Here is a 16435-nt window from a genome sequence, read left to right as displayed (position 1 = left end):
GTTGTAAGCAACTTAGTTGTGATTTTAACTCAGTCTGTTAGACTGGAACTTGAAGTTAAGACCAGCGGTTGAGTTTGACCGCCATGACGAAAAAAGGGAGGCAATACGATGGTTACAGAAACAACAGATAAAACCTTCGAAAATGATACGGCAACCGGCGTGACGCTGACAGACTTTTGGGCAACTTGGTGTGGTCCTTGTCGGATGCAATCACCAGTCGTTGAACAATTGGCTGAGGAAATGGATAACGTCACCTTTAACAAGATGGACGTTGATGCCAATCCCAACACACCGCAATCCTTTGGTATCATGAGTATTCCAACCTTATTGGTTAAAAAGGATGGTAAAGTGGTCGACTCAATCGTGGGTTACCACTCCAAAGACCAATTAAAGAAGATTTTAGATCAATATCTCGAAGCTTAATCAAAAAACCATCACCAGTTTTCCTGGTGATGGCTTTTCTTTTGGATTGATTTCAATTAGTCTTTTGCGTCGTCGGTGGCTGGTGGTGTAACCAAGTCGAGAGGCTTCGGTGCATCAAAGTCAGGGATGAGATCATCCGGATCGGTGTAGACGTCGAAGATCACGGCTTGCGTTCGCAGCTTCCGCGGGGTTTCGGTCAATTCGGCTTCTGTAACCACGCCAAGTTGTTGGGACATCATTTCGGCAAGGAAACCGGCCTCAAGGGTGAAATCAGCTTCGGCGCCCATCTTGAGCCGTAGTTGAACCGGCTTGCCAGCGAGTTGCCAACGCGTCATCTGGGCCGTCTGCTTTTCTAAGGTTAGGGTACCAAAACCCGCCTGGGCGAAGAAGATGGCGGCATCACTGGGATTACCAACGGGGAACTTTCGGGCCAATGATTTGCCAGCCCAGTAGCCGATGGCACCTTGATCATCGCCGAGGAGCTCTGGCAACAAGGCGTCGCGGAGAATAAATTGGGGGAGACAGGACGCACCAGCGGCATCTCCCATGACAGTTTCGTAGAGGTTTTTCACGAGGGTTGACTCCTTTTTCCGTTTAGATTCTAATTTCATTATACCTTAAAATAATGGGAACGCTGGACCGCAACTAAATTTAAGGCTTTTTTATCCCCCGGATCTGAGTTTTAGTGGGGGTGTTGCTTGAAACCGGTTCAGAAAAAGGCGATAATATAGATTCAAGCAATGACAAAGGAGCGTTGATTCATGCAAAATAGTCCAATTGGGTTAATGGATTCAGGAGTCGGCGGCTTAACGGTACTTAAAGAAGTACAGCGCTTGTTGCCCACCGAAGACACGGTGTTTTTGGGGGATCAGGCGCGTTTACCTTACGGCCCAAGAACGGTCACAGAGGTCACCACATTTACTCGCCAGATTGCCCGTTTTCTGCAGCGAGAAGCGCACATTAAGATGCTGGTGATTGCCTGTAATACCGCTACTGCAGCGGCTTTAACCACCATGCAAAAGGAACTGGATATTCCCGTTGTTGGTGTGATTGCCCCGGGGGCGCGGACGGCAACGCAAGTGACCCGTAACCATCGAATCGGGGTGATTGCTACCACTGGAACGGTGAAGAGCGATCAATACCGCCAAACAATTTTGGCTAAAGATAACCGAAACACGGTGATTTCAGTAGCCTGTCAGGACTTGGTGACGTTAGTAGAAGCTAATGATTTGACCTCAGACCATGCCAAGCAAGTGGTAGCCACTGATTTAGCGCCGTTACTGGACCAAGACATTGACACCTTGGTTATGGGCTGCACACATTTTCCACTGTTGCGACCGCTCATCCAAGACGTCATGGGAGACCGGGTCACCTTGGTTGATCCAGGAACTGCAACGGCCAATATGGCCACGTCGCTCCTAGATTACTGGAACCTGGCTAATCCGAAGACCGGGTCATCAGCCATTTACTACACTACTGGAAATGCAACAGACTTTAACAACTTGGCCGATCATTGGTTGGACCAGACACCGGTTCAAGCTATTCACTTACCGCTCAGCGAACTTACCACAACCTTGGAGGTTAACGACAAATGACAAACACGATTGTAGTTGCGACGAATAATCCGGGCAAGGCCCAGGAATTTCGAGCCATCTTCGAGCCTAAGGGATTGACGGTTAAAACGTTGGCCGACTTCCCAGATCTGAAGCAGGTCAATGAGACTGGCAAGACCTTTACGGAGAATGCTGAATTAAAAGCCACCTCAGTGGCCCAAGAGACCCAGTTACCCGTCTTAGCCGATGATTCCGGTTTGATGGTGGATGCCTTAAATGGTGAACCAGGCATTTATTCCGCCCGGTATGCTGGCGACCATGACGATGCCAAGAACAACGCCAAATTACTGGCAAACCTAGCAGGCGTCCCAGCTGAGAAGCGAACGGCGGCCTTCCATACCTCACTGGTGCTGATTAAGCCTGATGGTAAAAAGTTGGTCGCTACGGGTGAGGTTCGTGGCGTGATCTTGACGGCGCCACGGGGCCACGATGGTTTCGGTTATGATCCCTTATTCTACGTGCCGAGCGAAGGCCAGACATTTGCCGAGATGGGATTGGCGAAGAAAAACCAACACAGCCATCGTGCTAAAGCAACCGCTGCGATGTTACCGAAATTTGACGAATGGTGGGAGGCCTAGCAATGAGTCGATGGTTAGTTGTCAGTGATAATCACGGAGATACAGCCATTTTGTCGACACTGCGAGACCAACTGAAGCCCGACGTGATCTTTCACTGTGGGGATTCCGAGATGCCAGCCAGTGATCCTTGGTTTAAGGATGCCTATGCGGTGGGTGGAAACATGGATTTCGATGCTAAATTTCCGCTGGTCTTGACGCCTAAAGTTTCGGGTCGCCAGGTCTTACTCACTCACGGGCATCATGACGCCGTGAACTATGATCTGACCCAGTTGGATTTACGAGCCCAAGCGGCGCAGGCCAACATTATCTTTTACGGTCACACGCACCGACTAGCTGCCGAACAAGTTGATGGCCGGTTGTTCGTTAATCCTGGTAGTATTAGCCAGCCACGAGGCGAATACCGCTATTTAGGCGGTACCGCAGCCTTAGTCACGGTGACGGCGACCCAGACGGTGGTCCAATACGTCGATCGGCATGCCCAGCCAATTGCTGATCTCAAATTTACCTTCGACCACGCAAACGCGTAGAAAGGATGATTCTAGCTCATGATTGATACTGCTGTAGAGCAGATGCTTTTGAAAGATACCAGAAGCTATGTCATTCCCGCCGACGTGGTTGCCAATGTCACGGCTAGTAACACCCTGGAACACGCACTAATGGTGCTTTCCAAGGTGGGGTATAACCGGATTCCAGTGTTGGCTGCGGACGATCACTTGCAAGGGATGATCTCTCTAGCGGCGATTACCGACAAGCTCTTACAGGTTCCCGGAGCCGCGGTTGATCAGCTGAGCCACTACAAGGTGGCGGATGTCATGTCACCGGTTGGCCATTGGGTCAATGATCCGAAAAAATTAGAAACGATCTTGAACTATTTAGTAGACGATCCCTTTATTCCGTTGGTCGATGAGGATCAAGTTTTTCAAGGGATCATCACCAGACGAGAACTATTAAAACGAATTAATTATTTGGCACATAATCTACATGTCAATTACGATGTGACCCCCAAGTTGACGACGGAAGCGTCGCTACACAGCTCGAGCCACGCTTAAGATCAAATCAAGCCAGGACGGCGATGTCCTGGCTTGATTTGATCTTATGTTGTTAGACTTGGGTCGGCGTATGTGCTGGCAATTTGATGCCGGCTTGACGAATAGCCTTGAGATAAGCCGTGAGGAAGATAGCCTGTAACGAGAATTGGGTGCCACTCTCGCAGACGAGGCTGACCTGGTAAACCAGTTCTCCGGTGGGCAAGGTAACCACCCCAGTTGGCAGAGGCGTTCCAATGACGCCAGGATGCTTTGGTAAGAGTTCTTGATCGACTTGTTCGATGATGGGTCGCAGCTGTTCGACGGGCGTCGTTGGTGCGATAGGAATATTTACCGTGGCTCGCATGTTGTTTCGCGAGCGGTTAGAAACGATGGTGATGTTTCGATTGGGAATGAAGTTAATGGTTCCATCGGCACTGGTTACCTGAGTTGTTCGCAAGCCGATTGCTGTGACGACACCCTCGATAGTTCCAATTTTGACGGTTTCGCCGACGTCAATTTGCTGTTCCAGAAGAATCGAAACCCCAGTGACCAGATCGCTCACGAAGCCCTGTGCACCGAGGCCTAAAGCCAAACTGAAGATTCCGGCACCAGCGATTAGTGTGCCAACCGGAACGCCCAGGGTGGAGAGCATGGCGTATAGCCAGAAGAACAAGATCGTATAGTGGAAGATATTCATGGACAGCATGCTGATGGTTTGCAGTCGATTGTTCGCGGTTTGCTTAGGGTTTAGGTAACGTTTAAAGCTCCGTTTAAGAATGGCCTTGCCAACCAAGTTCACAAAGAAGAAGAGCACGGTTAGGAAGAGTAGGGTGAGGAAGCGACTGGTAATCAAGTGCCAGAGGTCCTCCCAGTTAAAGGTATTCAGATAATGTTGTAGTCCCTTGGAAGTCGGGGCTATCGTGGCTATTAAGGCCGTCAAGGAACGTGCCTCCCTTAGATTCAGATTTTAAAACGCTGTTTTTAGTTTAGCAGATTTTCCTAATAAGACCAGTATCCGCGGAGAAAAGCCGGGATAATTCGGGGTTTTAATTGCACCGGACTGGTGAGAATGCTATTCTATTGGTAAGTAACTGAGTACAAGGAGGGGTTGTCATGACCGGTGGACAAGTAGCGGGCCTAATCGCAGCGATTGCGTTTTTGATTCTGGTCCTCTTCATTGGCATGTTCTTAGTAAAGATGAATAAAACGTTGGGTGAGGTTAATAAATCAGTGAAGACCATGACGTCAGACATTGACGTCATCAGTCATCAAGCTGAAAATATTATGGCCAACGCGAATGAATTGTTAGAGGACGTCAACCAGAAGGTCGCCACGATTGATCCAGTCTTTCAGGCCGCTGCTGACTTAGGTGAGAGTGTGTCAGATCTGAATACGGCCACCCGTAACCTGACGGAGCGCGTGAGTGACACAGCCAAGACGACCGCCAAGACATCACTGGCTGCCCGGATGGGTAAGACGGCATTTGATCTCTACAGAAATCATAAATCTAAGGATTAAGATACAGAAAGGGAGTCATTAGAATGTCAAAACACAAGTTATTAGCAGGGTTAGTTTTAGGTGGAGCCGCTTATGCAGCCTACCATGCGCTTGACTTGGAACAACGTGAGGCCCTGAAGGGTGCCGCACGTGACCGGTACAATGCTCTCAAGGATCGGGCAGTCGATTATGCCTTTTATGCTGCGGACGCCGCAGACGACTTCAAGGAGGCCTTAAACGACCGCTTGGAGGCAAAGGATGATGCGCCAGCCTGGCAAGCAGCCGCAACCGCCGATGATGATCCGGCGGACGATATCGTTTTGAGTAGTGATGAGGTTCCTGACTTAACTCCCGACGATGCTGAGGCAGACAGTAGCGACGACGAATCAGACGAGAATCCGGAAACGGATGCAACTGACTCTGATGCTGAATAAATAAAGCCAAAAAGAAGCCCCGGCATCGCAGATTGCGAAGTCGGGGCTTTGTCATGCCTAGGCTAATTTGGTTTAGCCGACGTAAGTTAAGTCTTTTGAAGTGTGTGTGAAGGGGAGGCTCCCGTCTTCAGTGACGTGAACACAGTCTTCAATCCGGACACCAGCGACACCGGGGATGTAGATGCCCGGTTCGATGGAGAAGCACATGCCGGGTTCGAGAACTAGGTCGTTTCCAGCCATGATGGATGGAAATTCGTGGTCGCTCATCCCCATACCATGGCCGAGACGGTGAATGAAGTATTCGCCGTAGCCGGCCTTGGTGATGATGTCACGAGCAATCTTGTCGAGCTCAGCGGCGGTCATGCCGGGTTTAACAGCGGCTTGCGCTGTCAGTTGGGCATCAAGACACACATCGTAGATTTCCTTTTCCTTAGCGGAAGGCGTGCCGAGGGCCACCGTCCGAGAAGCATCGGAGATGTAGCCATCGTAAACCGTCCCTAAGTCAAAGAGGACGAGTTCGTTATTTTGGAACTTCGTGGCGTTAGTGGCACCATGGGGTTCTGCAGCGTGAGCACCGGCCTGAACCAGACTCCCGAAAGACATCTCCATGATGCCTTCCTTCATCAACGCGTATTGTAATTCAGCAACTGCAGATTGTTCCGTCTTGCCAGCCTTTACGGCAGCGAATCCGTGTTCGAAGGCGAAATCATCCCATTTACCGGCAATTTCAAGTTTCTTGATTTCATCTTCGGACTTGATCAAACGCATGTGATCGATGAAGCTGGTCAGATCTAAATCAAAGTGGGGGTTGCTGAATTGTGCCGCTAGGGCTTCCATTCTGGCAACCGGCAACTGGCCCTTTTCCAAAACGATTTGGGTAGGGTTGACGTGGCGGGCTTTGACTTGGTCACCGATCATTGCCCAAGGATTTTCGTGGTCAAGGTAACCGATGACGGGGTAAGCCCATCCGGTAGCCTTGATGACTTCGACCTCCAGGGCGGGGGCGAAGATGAAGGGATCTTGGTCAGGGAAGATGACCAAGGCTAAGACCCGTTCAATGGGGTCGCTCCCAAATCCCGTGAGGTACTGGATGGTTTTGGGATTGCTTAAATAGGTCATACTAGCATGGTGTTCCGCTGTCCACTGCTGAATCTGTTCGAGTTTCGTCATGAAATCACCCTTTCAAATTAATGGTTCAATTATACCATCAAATATTCTAATAATTAGTAAATCTGAAGGGATCTGTCTTGAAAATTACATGAAAATAAGGTATTCTTTGATGTGAAAGCGTTTTCAATCTTGCGTCGACCTCGGAGTTTCTGTATACTAGTCAAGTTGCTTGAAAACGAATGAAAACAAATCAAAACAGGAAAGAAAGGGCTATCACAATGGAAAAACAAACTGTAACGATCTATGACGTGGCCCGGGAAGCATCCGTGTCGATGGCTACTGTTTCCCGTGTGGTCAATGGGAATCCCAACGTCAAACCCGCAACTCGTAAGAAGGTGCTCGAAGTTATTGACCGCCTGGATTACCGGCCAAATGCTGTTGCCCGAGGATTAGCAAGTAAGAAGACCACAACGGTGGGGGTTATCATCCCCGATGTCACAAATATCTACTTCTCTTCATTAGCTAGAGGTATTGATGACGTGGCCATGATGTACAAATATAATATCATCCTGACCAATTCCGACGAAAACGGCGGTAAAGAGGTTCAGGTACTAAACACGTTAATGGCTAAACAAGTCGATGGGATCATCTTCATGGGGAACCAAGTGACCGATGAACTTCGCGAAGAATTCCGTCGTTCCAAGGCGCCAGTTGTCTTAGCGGGTTCTGTTGATGCTCAGAAGACGCAACCCAGTGTCAACATTGACTACGTTGCCGCTGTGGCGGAGGCCGTTAAGAGTCTGATTGATCACGGCAACCGTAAGATCGCCTTTGTTTCCGGCTCCATGGACCAAACGATCAACCACGACTATCGGTTGAAGGGTTACAAGAAGGCTTTGAAGGACGCTGGCATCTCTTACGATGACAAGCTGGTCTTTGAAACAGATTACACCTACAAGGCTGGTCAATCACTCGAACCTGCTTTGGCCGCGGCTGGTGCTACGGCAGCCTTTGTCGGCGACGATGAATTAGCTGCGGGTGTGATGAACGGGCTCACCGATGCGGGCGTCTCCGTTCCAGAAGATTTCGAAGTCATTACCAGTAATGACACGAAGCTGACGGAATTGGTTCGGCCTAAGATGAGTTCGATCACCCAGCCCCTCTATGATATTGGGGCCGTTGCCATGCGTCTGTTGACGAAGTTGATGAATAACGAAAACGTTGATGAGAATACGGTCATCCTACCTTATGGCTTGATGAAGCGGAGCTCAACGAAATAGATGAGATACCGTCGGGCCAGTTGGAACGGCGGTATTTTTGATCCACGACGAGTTGCCAGATGTTTGACAGTGGTTTAATGAGTGGCAAAGGTAGAGTGTGCTACAATGGGTAACAATTAAAATTAAGAATGGAGGGGATGCTCATGAGTGCAAATAGTCGAATGGCCCGCTATCACTCGGAGGAAGCGGAGAACCCGCAGCCTCAAGCAAGTCCCAATCAGAATGGCTATCAGCGTCGGCCTGCCTTGGCCCGCTGGGTAGCCGTGCTCATCATGCTCCTAACAATCACGGTTGGGCTACGTTTTACCGTGTTCAATGCCAACTATACCGCTGGCGTTATCTCACGCGATAGTACCGGACAGAAGGTCGTTAATGATTTGAACAACGATCTCCTGAGTCTGGGGATCAGTGGGAATCCTGTCACATCAGGGTTGGTTCAACCTTACCTAGAACAGGGGATTGCGGAGATTTATGGTGAATCAGGCGCTACCGTTGATGACACCGACCTAAAAGCTGCCATTGCGGCCCAGGCGCAAGCCATGGGCGTGACCGCCAGCGATTCTTTGCAAACGTCATTAGCAAAACAGGCACAAAAGACCGTGAAGCAGGCTGTTCAGACCGATACCATGATGGCTGCCGGTACCAAGATTCGGCGGGCCCGCCAGCTTGACCTTTGGGTAATTGTAGCCGTGGCCATGCTGTTGATTGTGACAACGGTTTATGCTTTTAGCGTGCATCACGTCTTTGGGAGCCTAGGGCCCGGGTTAGCAGTCGGGGGACTGTTGACGATTATTTTGGGCGCTGTCGGTTACTTTGGACTCCCCGTTGTTCTGGCTGGTATGGCCTCAGCCGTCAGAACCGCTGCGACCACGGTCGGCCACAGTGGTTTGGGGGTCATTATCTTCGTTGGTGCTGCTGAGATCGTGTTGGGACTCCTGGTGTTGCTGGGGCATCGAACCTTCCGTAAGTCTTAAACAACAAATGAGTGACTTCTAATATGAAGGCAAAAATAGTTAGTTATCAAAATGGGTTACCCCCTATTTTAATTATTCGGGGGTAACATCGTTGTGATGATTAACTTTTTTTTTAGTTATTGATTGACCGCGAGTCAGGTTTCGGTATAGAATATGAGAATAATCGGTTTATTGTGTGAAATAGGATTAGTCCTCATTCGTTGGCTATTTGGTAATGTTTTAAGACTAACTTGTTACCACAAACAAGAATTAGTTGCGCTAGATAAATTAGTGACTAAAATAAAACTAAGAGTACGGAACCGCTGTTCGGAATATTTCGGTACAGCAACTGGGGTGACTAGCCCGGTCATTGTGAGAGGAGCAAGCGACGATGCAAGCTAAACAGCATTACAAGATGTACAAGAATGGCAAACACTGGGTCTTTGCCGCGATTACTGTTGTTGCAGTGGGACTAGGCACTGCAATGGCTCAAGATCAGAGTACAGTAGCGCACGCGGATTCAGGGGATGCCGCTGATACGACCACTGCGGCCAGTGAACAGCCGGCAAGTGGGGCTGATAAAGTTGTGTTAGCAACCGAGGCGAGTTCTGATGCGGAGGTTTTAAGCGAGGCCGCGGTTAAAGAAGCCGCTGCGTCAAGTGCAACAGCCTCTAGTGTCGCAGCCTCCAGTGCAGCAGCTTCAAGCGCCGCCGCAAGCTCCGCTGCTGCAAGTTTGGCCGCGGCTAAAGAAGCCGCCGCTTCAAGTACGGCAGCTGAAGAAGCAGCAGCCAAAGCCGCCTCAGAAGCCGCTGCTCAAGAAGCGGCAGCAAAGGCCGCAGCCTTGCAGGACGCTACGAATGGTGCTTCGTTGTCTGATGCGACGTCAACCGTTGAGACCACGAGTCTTGATGTAACGCCTTCGTTGTTTGCTGCTCCGATGGCCGCAAGCCTATACAGCGCCAAAGTGGCGAAGGTGTCTTCAGATGTGACGGATGCGAGTTACTTCAAAGCCACTTTCGATGCGACCACTAAAGAAGCCACCATTACGGGATTGACTAAAGCCGTCAATGGGATTTTAACGATCCCAACGACCATGATTAATCCCGATGATGGGGATGTCTACAAGGTTACCAGTATTGCAGATAACGCCTTTGTTTCCTATAATGCGGATGATCCCAACAACTTATCGATTGGGATTACAGGGGTGGTCATTGGGGATGGCGTGACGACTATTGGCAGTGGTGCCTTTGCCTTTCTTTCAAATTTAAGAACTTTAGATCTTAGTGGTAATACGACGCTCACAACGATTGGTGGGAGTGCGTTTGCCAGTGATAAACTGACGTCATTGACCTTACCGAATACGGTCACGACAATTGAAGATTCAGCATTTATTTACAATCCAATTGAATCGCTAGATTTCGGCCAAAACACTGTATTAACTTCAATTGGTAAGGATGCGTTTACCAGTGCACAAATTTCAAATCTGGTTTTACCAACCAGCATCCAAACGATTGGTGACGGCGCCTTCCGTTACAATTCAAACTTAGCCACAGTTAACTGGGGTGACTTAACGAACCTGCAAACAATCGGCGATAGTAGTTTTGCCAGTGACACTAGTTTAGGCAGTGCAACCTTTATGGGAGGTCTGACCAGTATTGGTGACGGGGCCTTTAGTTCCGATAGCGCACTGTCAACGTTGAACTTTGATGCGGCGACTAGTTTGACCAGTATTGGTAACGAAGCCTTTGAATACGATGGTAATCTGACCACACTCGCCTTGCCGGCCAGTTTGCAGACAATTGGGAATTATGCCTTTGCGGCTGATACCAAAAAAGACTCATCTGGTAATACCGTTGGTGGGTTGACGACGGTTAACTTTGCGCCGGGTAGTCAATTGATTTCAATCGGTGAAGGGGCCTTCGTGTACAACACTTGGTTGAGCTCGGTGACTTTACCGGATAGTTTACAAACGATTGGAGCTTCAGCGTTTCTGGATAATACGGCCTTGACGTCGATTAAATTACCAGTGGGATTGCAGAAGATCGGTGATTTTGCCTTTACCTATGATGGCAACTTAACGAGTGTCGACATGACTGACGCTAATGCCTTAACCGATATTGGTAATGGGGCCTTTGAATACACCGGGTTAACCGGTAACCTGAGCTTACCAACAAACTTAACAACTATTGGGAATCAAGCCTTTGCAGGGGACCATATCTCAGAGATTACGTTCAATCCTAGCTTGACTACGATTGGCGAAGGGGCCTTTATTTACAATGAATTGACGGGTAACATCGTTCTGCCTAATAGTATTACAACCTTGGGCAATCAGGCCTTCTTCAGTAACCAATTGACCGGTGTCAGCGTTGGCCCAGATACGGCAATTGGGGACCAGGCTTTCAGCTATAACCGGATTACACAGCTGACAACGAACCAGGAGACGCCTGACATTGCTTCAACACAGTATGCGGCTATCTTTACGGATACCGCCCATGTCTCCCTGAACGACCTTTTTGCGACGTCTGTGGGGTCCTTAAACAATACAGACCTAAAGGTTTCCGACATTGAAGTCAATGGTGCGGATTCTGGAAATCAAGTGACCTTCGATCAAGCTACCGATACCTTCCAGGTAGCTAAAGGCGTCACCCAGTTTACATTTGCTTGGGCTTTAACCGATGCTACTGGCCAGAACATTTATAACGGAACTTATCAGGTTGTTTTGAATGATCCCAATATCCAAGTTGTGAATACAGCCATTTGGTATGGTCAGAGTTGGACACCAGCGGACAACTTGTTCAATATTGAAGATACAAAGTTATCGCTGGATGACCTGGCTATCACATTGGATGGCCAACCTATTAAGCCTGATGATGTGATCAATGATCTGAGTGTTGGAACCCACAAGGTGATATATACCTACGGCAACGATAGTGAAACAGCCCTGGTAAAGGTTAGTCAACGGCAAGGATCATACTGGATTACCGGTTCACAAACCGCCACGTATAATGGCACAACACCAACTCCGGACGCTTCAAATTATCAAATTCATCTAACCGATGGTTTCTTCTATGATTTGAAGGATGGGGATCTTGTGTTAACGCCGGTTAATGGTCAAACCGCCGATGCTGGCAACTATGTCGTAACGGTCAGTCCAGAAGCTCTCGACCGGGTCTTATCCCAGAGTCCAGATGCTGCTTCGTATGTGTGGACACCGGACACTGATCAAAATTCGGCCACGTTGACGATTGATCCGGCAGTTATTGTCGCGACGGTCACTGGTCAAAAGACGATTGGTCAAGCTGACCCAACGCCAACGGTAACTGTCGACGGACAGGCTGTTAACCCAGCTGATTACGGCATCACAGTAGACCGAGTCGATGGTGAAAAGGTTGGAACCTATGCTTACAGTTTATCGTCGAGTACTAATCCTAACTACAGTGTGTCACTGAGTACCAATAGCGTATTGACAATCAACAAAGCAATACCAACCCTGACTGGAAGTAACTACACGATGACAGCCGGTGATGCTGCACCAACTGCAGCCGATTTCAAGCCACAGGGGACCGATAGCAACGCTGAAGCCATTGATGCAGGTAAGGTTACCCTCGATCTTGGGGATGCCAAGCTCGATACACCAGGCACTTACACGGTGACGCTGAACTATTTGGGTGCAGATGGGTTGCAAACGACGACTGTGACCTTAACGGTTGTCGCCCCATCGACCGGTGGTGCCGGTGACGGGGGCGTCGATCCAACCGATCCAGTTGATCCGACAGATCCTACGGACCCAACCGATCCGACCGACCCGGTTGATCCCGTTGACCCGGTTGACCCTAAGCCAAATCCAGGGCCAAATAACGAACACGAAGTCATTAGTGATGGTGGTGTTCCTGCCCCTGATTTGACGGACAAGACACCAATCATCAGTGGTCAAGCGGCCATGCCACATGAAACGATCCTGAAGACCGCTTCGACGAAGTCAACAACGTCGTCTAAAGAAGCTACGTTACCACAGACCAATGGGCAACAATCCCCTTGGTGGGCTGCCATTGGTGTTCTGCTAGGGAGCTTGGGCGTCTTCGGTATTCGGAAACAACGTCGTCATTAATTAATGAGTCGCTAAAAACACCAACTCGCAATTGCGAGTTGGTGTTTTTGCTTGCGCTTAGTGTTAAGGATTACATGAGGATCTTGGATAAGAAGTCCTGGGCCCGTTCTGTTTGAGGATCGCTGAAGAAGGATTCAGGGGTGTTGTTTTCTTGAATGAAGCCGTCGGCCATGAACCAGACCCGGTCGGCCACTGACTTGGCAAAACCCATTTCATGGGTTACCACGACCATCGTCATTCCTTGATTGGCGAGTTCCTTCATAACGTTGAGAACTTCGCCGACCATTTCGGGGTCCAAGGCTGACGTTGGTTCGTCAAAGAGCATTACCTTGGGGTCCATGGCGAGGGCTCGGGCGATGGCCACCCGTTGGGCTTGACCACCAGATAGGCTACTAGGAAAGGCGTCCGCATGGTCGTCCAAGTTAACTTGTTTAAGCAATTCGTGCGCCCGTTTGGTGGCGGCAGCGTCATCGACAGCCTTAACTTTCATGGGGGCAAGCTTAATGTTTTCGAGAACGGTCATGTTGGGGAAGAGGTTGAAGTTTTGAAAAACCATCCCCATCTGTTCACGCAGTTCGTTAACTCGCTTAGGGTCGAGGGTGGTGAGGTTTTCACCGTTGAAGTCGACCTCGCCACTCGTGGGCGTTTCGAGGAGGTTGAGACACCGTAAGAAGGTACTCTTCCCACCACCGGAAGGCCCGATAACGACGATGACTTGGCCAGGATCAACCTGTTCCGTAATATCCTTTAAGACGACGTTGTCGCCGAAATTTTTGGCGAGGCTCTTAACCTCGATAATTGGTTTAGTCATGTTGCATTCTCCTTTCAAAGAAGTTCAAGATCCGTGAGGCGGTAAAGGTCAAGATGAAGTAGAGAACCATGATGACTGCGATAGGGGCAACCCCACGGTAAGTGTCGGACCGAACGATGTTGCTTTGGAAGATCAGTTCGGAGACCCCGATGATGGAGACGATTGAACTGTCCTTGATTAAGGTAATAAATTCGTTGCCCAATGATGGCCAGATGTTCTTTAAGGCTTGTGGGAGAACCACGTAGCGCATGGTGTAACCACGAGACATTCCCAGGCTCCGAGCGGCTTCGGTTTGACCCTTGTCCACGGAGTTAATCCCACCACGGATGTATTCGGCCACGTAAGCCCCAGAGTTCAAGGAGATGGCAATAATCCCAGACATCAGGGCGGGTAGGTTAACGACTAAGCCGAGACCAAAGTAGACAAACATCACTTGAACCATCATTGGTGTTCCCCGAATGAATTCGACGTAAGCCGTAGCTAACCACCGCAGACCGGTCATCAGTGGGCCACCCTGGGCCATCCGTGCCAGGGCTAAGAGTACCCCGAGGATGAAACCAAAGAAGACGGAGCAGACCGTGATGATCAGGGTGTATTCGACCCCTTTAAGGAAGGCCTTCCAGTAGTGCAACATGCTGGTGTTAACGGTGTTGGTCTTTAAGTACTTCCCAGCTGCCGGGAGGTAATCCTTGTTGACGAGGTTTTGATTCTTAATCTGGTCGACGGATTTGTTGGCGGCGTTGACCAGAGAAGTGGATCCCTTCTTGAATGCAGCGGAGGCACTGGTGTCGGAGGCACTCAGGTCGAAGTCACTAGGAATTGAAGCCAGTTCCTTATTATTGGAAACGTAGGCTTCGGCAGAAGGCTTTTCCATGGCGACCCCTTGAAGCTTGTGACTTTGAAGACCCAGGATAAGGTCAGAAACGGAGGTCATCCCTTTAACGGTTGTGTCAGTCGTTTGCTTCTTGGATTCGTTATACATCGTAGAACCGGTTTGGGCTCCGATGGTTTTTCCTTTAAAGGAATCTTTGTTCTTATAGATTCCCTTGTCGGCCTTGTTGATGACGATGCTGTACCCACCTTGATAGTAGGTGTGGGTGAAGTCGACGTTCTTTTTTCTGGCCGGGGTAGGATTCATCCCTGAGATAACCATGTCGACTTTACCGGTCTGAAGGGCAACTAACAGGGAATCAAAGGACATTGACTTGACCTCTAGTTTGACGCCGAGGTCTTTGGCAATCTTTTCCCCAACGGCAACGTCCATGCCGACAACTTTCGTTTTGCCGTGGACGGTTGCTTGAAATTCATAAGGTGGATAGTCCGGGGAAGTCCCCATGACCAGCGTCCCTTTCTTTTGAACTTGGGCGAGTGAATCGTCGCTAGCAGCTTGCGCTGTGGTCCCTGTCATCATGGCTCCTGTGAAGAGAGCGATGACCAGGGCTAAAAATAGAACCCATTTTTTCTTCATATGTGTTTGCTCCTCTGTTTTGATGATGTTTTAGAGTATAGAGTAGTTCGTTTATTTATACAAGTTTTATTTTGATAAATTTGTTTTTATACAGCAATTATTCAGTTAAACATTGGAGTAATCCCTTTTAGACGGCGAAGTCCACTAAAAAATATACATTTTTGATGAATAGCGGTTTTTCCAGTCTAAGCAATTGAATGGTGGGGGTGTAAGTGCTAATATAAACAGTGTCTGTTTTATACGGATATCTATAAAATTTTAGAAAAGAGGAGTTACGATGTCAGGACATTCTAAATGGCATAACATCCAGGGCCGGAAAAATGCTCAGGATGCAAAGCGTGGAAAAATCTTCCAAAAAATCTCACGTGATTTGTACCAAGCTGCAAAAGCAGGTGGTCCTGATCCCGACGGTAACCCTCAACTTCGTTTGGAAATGGACAAGGCGCGGGCAGCTAACATGCCTAAAGAAAACATCAAGCGGGCGTTAGATAAAGCTTCTGGTCTTGGTGGCGCTAAGTTCGAAGAAATTACCTACGAAGGCTACGGTCCAGCCGGGACAGCGATCATGGTTGCTGCTTTGACGGATAACAAGAACCGTACGGCTGCCGCTGTACGTTCTGCCTTCACCCACCATGGTGGCTCACTTGGTGCGTCAGGTTCCGTTTCATACATGTTTGACCGGAAGGGTTACATTGTAATCCTGCGTGATGGTCTGGACACGGATGAAGATACGATGTTGATGGATGCACTCGATGCCGGGGCAGATGACTTACAAACCACGGACGACGAGTTTAAGATTTTCACGGATGCTTCTAGTGAAATTGCTGTTCGTGACGCATTACAAGCTAAGGGCTACAAGCTGGATACTTCAGAAGTTCGGATGTTCCCACAGACGACGACTGAGGTTCCAGAAGCTAAGGTTACCCAATACCAAGGCCTCATTGATGAACTTAACGATAATGATGACGTCTCAGACGTTTATGAAGCTGCTGTTTTACCTGAAGGGGTCGAATAGAAAGCTTTTGAGAGAATTCCAAATGGAATTCTCTTTTTTTGGCTCTCTGTCAAATCCTGTTGATAGATAGTTTTACAGAACTAGAAGCTAAGCGGCTTCTAGTTCTGTTTTTGTATT

At 49.0% G+C, this 16435-nt stretch carries 16 protein-coding genes; 11 read left to right on the top strand and 5 right to left on the bottom strand.

Translation table 11 applies throughout. The features are described from left to right. Positions 1-108 precede the first annotated feature (108 nt). The gene (trxA, locus tag EKM70_RS05045; RefSeq protein WP_057878048.1) at positions 109-423 is read left to right on the top strand and encodes a thioredoxin; all 315 of its coding nucleotides are present in this window, start codon (positions 109-111) and stop codon (positions 421-423) included. Between the two features lie 56 nt (positions 424-479). Here trxA and EKM70_RS05040 read toward each other — a convergent pair whose 3' ends face one another. Further along, complete coding sequence (locus EKM70_RS05040) at positions 480-995, bottom strand: YslB family protein (protein WP_125545854.1); 516 nt, start codon at positions 993-995, stop codon at positions 480-482. Positions 996-1184: 189 nt separating this feature from the next. Between EKM70_RS05040 and murI the strand changes: the two genes are divergently transcribed. Genes murI through cbpB form a run of 4 tightly spaced genes read left to right on the top strand, consistent with a single transcriptional unit; the run spans position 1185 to position 3663 of the window. Next, positions 1185-2018 carry a glutamate racemase gene (murI, locus tag EKM70_RS05035; protein WP_125545852.1) on the top strand — a complete coding sequence of 278 codons (834 nt, stop codon included), beginning with the start codon at positions 1185-1187 and terminating at the stop codon, positions 2016-2018. Beyond that, positions 2015-2614 carry an XTP/dITP diphosphatase gene (locus EKM70_RS05030; RefSeq protein ID WP_057878045.1) on the top strand — a complete coding sequence of 200 codons (600 nt, stop codon included), beginning with the start codon at positions 2015-2017 and terminating at the stop codon, positions 2612-2614. Before murI ends, EKM70_RS05030 begins: the two co-directional genes overlap by 4 nt. 2 nt (positions 2615-2616) lie before the next feature. Continuing rightward, on the top strand, positions 2617-3141 hold the full coding sequence (locus tag EKM70_RS05025; protein WP_125545850.1) for a YfcE family phosphodiesterase: 525 nt from the start codon (positions 2617-2619) through the stop codon (positions 3139-3141). An 18-nt stretch (positions 3142-3159) separates the two neighbouring features. Continuing rightward, the gene (cbpB, locus tag EKM70_RS05020; RefSeq protein ID WP_125545848.1) at positions 3160-3663 is read left to right on the top strand and encodes a cyclic-di-AMP-binding protein CbpB; all 504 of its coding nucleotides are present in this window, start codon (positions 3160-3162) and stop codon (positions 3661-3663) included. Positions 3664-3715: 52 nt separating this feature from the next. On the opposite strand, the gene EKM70_RS05015 is transcribed toward cbpB, so the two are convergent. After that, positions 3716-4582 (bottom strand): mechanosensitive ion channel family protein, encoded by an 867-nt coding sequence (locus tag EKM70_RS05015; RefSeq protein WP_125545846.1) that lies wholly within the window; start codon positions 4580-4582, stop codon positions 3716-3718. A 173-nt stretch (positions 4583-4755) separates the two neighbouring features. Here EKM70_RS05015 and EKM70_RS05010 point away from each other — a divergent pair, with 173 nt between their 5' ends. Together EKM70_RS05010 and EKM70_RS05005 are read left to right on the top strand one after the other, a co-directional pair. Beyond that, on the top strand, positions 4756-5160 hold the full coding sequence (locus EKM70_RS05010; RefSeq protein WP_125545844.1) for a DUF948 domain-containing protein: 405 nt from the start codon (positions 4756-4758) through the stop codon (positions 5158-5160). 23 nt (positions 5161-5183) lie between these two features. After that, positions 5184-5573 carry a hypothetical protein gene (locus EKM70_RS05005; protein ID WP_125545843.1) on the top strand — a complete coding sequence of 130 codons (390 nt, stop codon included), beginning with the start codon at positions 5184-5186 and terminating at the stop codon, positions 5571-5573. Between the two features lie 72 nt (positions 5574-5645). Here EKM70_RS05005 and EKM70_RS05000 read toward each other — a convergent pair whose 3' ends face one another. After that, entirely contained in the window at positions 5646-6743 is a 1098-nt protein-coding gene (locus EKM70_RS05000; RefSeq protein WP_125545841.1) for an aminopeptidase P family protein, read from the bottom strand. Positions 6744-6961: 218 nt separating this feature from the next. On the opposite strand from EKM70_RS05000, the gene ccpA reads away from it, so the two are divergent. The 3 genes from ccpA to EKM70_RS04985 all read left to right on the top strand — a co-directional run bounded on the left by ccpA (position 6962) and on the right by EKM70_RS04985 (position 13024). Continuing rightward, positions 6962-7963, top strand: a complete 1002-nt coding sequence (gene ccpA, locus EKM70_RS04995) for a catabolite control protein A (protein WP_125545839.1) — start codon at positions 6962-6964, stop codon at positions 7961-7963. A 143-nt stretch (positions 7964-8106) separates the two neighbouring features. Further along, positions 8107-8937 carry a hypothetical protein gene (locus EKM70_RS04990; protein WP_125545837.1) on the top strand — a complete coding sequence of 277 codons (831 nt, stop codon included), beginning with the start codon at positions 8107-8109 and terminating at the stop codon, positions 8935-8937. Between the two features lie 370 nt (positions 8938-9307). Next, positions 9308-13024 carry a leucine-rich repeat protein gene (locus EKM70_RS04985; RefSeq protein WP_125545836.1) on the top strand — a complete coding sequence of 1239 codons (3717 nt, stop codon included), beginning with the start codon at positions 9308-9310 and terminating at the stop codon, positions 13022-13024. Between the two features lie 70 nt (positions 13025-13094). On the opposite strand, the gene EKM70_RS04980 is transcribed toward EKM70_RS04985, so the two are convergent. Beyond that, entirely contained in the window at positions 13095-13835 is a 741-nt protein-coding gene (locus tag EKM70_RS04980) for an amino acid ABC transporter ATP-binding protein (protein WP_125545834.1), read from the bottom strand. Beyond that, positions 13828-15303, bottom strand: coding sequence for an ABC transporter substrate-binding protein/permease (locus EKM70_RS04975; RefSeq protein WP_125545832.1), 1476 nt, complete (start codon positions 15301-15303; stop codon positions 13828-13830). The genes EKM70_RS04980 and EKM70_RS04975 overlap by 8 nt, the downstream gene beginning before the upstream one ends. Before the next feature lie 277 nt (positions 15304-15580). On the opposite strand from EKM70_RS04975, the gene EKM70_RS04970 reads away from it, so the two are divergent. Further along, positions 15581-16318: a YebC/PmpR family DNA-binding transcriptional regulator gene (locus EKM70_RS04970; RefSeq protein ID WP_125545830.1), complete on the top strand. Its 738-nt coding sequence runs from the start codon at positions 15581-15583 to the stop codon at positions 16316-16318. Positions 16319-16435 lie beyond the last annotated feature (117 nt).

It is taken from the genome of Levilactobacillus lindianensis (assembly GCF_003946095.1).
Lineage (GTDB): Bacteria > Bacillota > Bacilli > Lactobacillales > Lactobacillaceae > Levilactobacillus > Levilactobacillus lindianensis.
The sequence above is the reverse complement of the archived record's forward strand: the minus strand, read 5'-3'. Positions and strand labels throughout refer to the sequence as shown.